The 2,185-nt window shown below is 38.9% G+C and carries 1 pseudogene; it reads left to right on the forward strand.

Going from position 1 to position 2,185, the window contains the following annotated elements:
- Positions 1-1,550 (forward strand): annotated as a pseudogene (locus J3U36_RS11305) (SdrD B-like domain-containing protein); the annotation flags it as partial.
- Between the last annotated feature and the right edge of the window lie 635 nt (positions 1,551-2,185).

Here is a 2,185-nt window from a genome sequence, read left to right on the forward strand (position 1 = left end):
GTAAAATTTACTTAGACAGTGATGATAACGGAGTGTACAACGCCTCCACGGACAGCAGTGTTAATGCGGACTTGACGGTGAAATTCAGTAATATCAACAATCCGGCATTACAGATAACACAAACAATTGCAGCCGGTGAGACAGTTTATGAACTAGGCGGTATTATTCCGGGCAAATGGCAAATTGAAGTGGAAGGGGTACCGAGCACGTTACGAGCAAGCTTTGACCCGGATGATGCGCACCATGACAGCAAAGGTTACTTAACCTTACCGAAGACAGTCAATCAGGCAATCATTGATATCACGGGTAACCTAACCGATCAGGACTTTGGTTATATCCATGGTGGTATTATTGAAGGTAAGCTTGTAGAAGACAGTGAAGGGACAGGTTCAAACTCAGCTGACAGTTATAAGGGGTTATCGGGTGTAAATGTTTATCTGTTAGACAGTGATAAAAAGCATGTGATGGATAAAGATGGCAAGCCAATGACGTCGATGACGGATAATAATGGTCAGTTTAGCTTCCGTAATCTGGCAATCGGTAACAATAGTGGCAGTACTGTTACGCATCATATCCGTTTACTGTTTGGAAATTATCATGATGGCGTGGTGGGTTCAACGCAGGACAGCCTGCTTTATGAACGCATTCCATCGTTTGAGAAGTACACAGACATCGACGGAAAAGTGGTTGAGCATCCGTTAATCGACTTGTCCTCACCACCGTCATCGATCGTGTATAACGGAGTAGGTGGAGCCCAAACCTTACCGATCGGTTTGAAAGACAACACGTTAACAACCTATTCGGCCTCGATTAACGATTTAATGTTGGGTTATCGGGCAGCGGATGCGGATATAACGGTTATAAAAACAGCGTTAAAAGATAATGTTGTGACAGGTGATATTGTTCCTTACAGCATAAAAGTGATCAATAACACGGTACAAACAGCGAATATCAAAGTGAAAGACATCTTACCGGCAGGGTTTAAGTATGTAAAAGGCTCTTCACGTTTAGATGGTAAGAAGATAGCCGACCCGAAAGGTGGAAAAGCGATGACTTATGATTCGTTGGAATTAAAAGGCAATGGTGAACTCGTTATTAACTATATGTTGGTTGTGGGCTCAGGCGTGACTCAGGGCGAGTACACCAATACGGCGATGGCACTGAGTAAACTGGGTCGAGTGGTATCGAATACTGCGCAGGCGACAGTGACAGTGACAGCGGATCCATTATTTGACAATGCGTTAATCTTCGGAAAAGTGTTTGTCGACCGCAACGGTAATGGTGTACAGGATGAAGGAGAAGAAGGTCTGGGCGGCGTGAAGTTAGTGACGGCTCGGGGTGAAATCATCACAACTGATACGCATGGTCGTTACCATATAGTTGGCGTATCGGGAGGCCGTTGGGAACGAGGTGCAAACTTCGTCATCAAATTAGACCCACGAAGCTTACCAAAAGAGTACAAAGTAAGTGGACGTAATCCAAAAGTGGTGAGAGTATCGCCGGGATTACCAAGTAAAGTTGATTTTGGTGTGGCAGAAGTCCAACCGTAATCACAACAACAAAATTAAGACAAACAAAAATGTTTGTCTAACCAGTCCTTTTAAGCTTTCCCCCGTTTATCGGGGGTTTTTTGTTTTTTCAAACAACAATCGAAAAAAAATTGTTAATTAAGAAACCAACCCATAACACAATTATCTCAACAGCATTTATTAAATTGTAAATATAAATTTGATAAGTGTAATCATCTATGATTTTTTATAGGAAAACTATTGATTTTAAAACTTATAATTGGCTGATATGGTGTTTTTATGCAAAAAAAATACAAAATAAAAAGAATAAATACAAATTCGATAGTTTAATTCGATCGCGTTAATTATTATTGATCGTTTATTGCGATCAATGTATTATTATGTAAATATTTGGCAAACATTTTAATAAAAATATATATATTTGTAATTTTTTTAATAAGTTATCTCATGATAAATTGTTTTATCATGAGAAAATCATTATTAATCAATAATTAATACTTTATTTGTAATGATTTGTTAGGCTGAATAAAAAAACAAAATAAGTAAAACTAATTGGTCTTAAAAGGAAATAAAAGTAGATGAAAAAACATAACTGGACCCGGCATTTACCTTGTCTGGGGATAAGTGCTGCTTTTTTACTCGGCTCAAATGGTGTT

This window comes from Gilliamella sp. B3817, from assembly GCF_026536705.1.
GTDB lineage: Bacteria > Pseudomonadota > Gammaproteobacteria > Enterobacterales > Orbaceae > Gilliamella > Gilliamella apicola_I.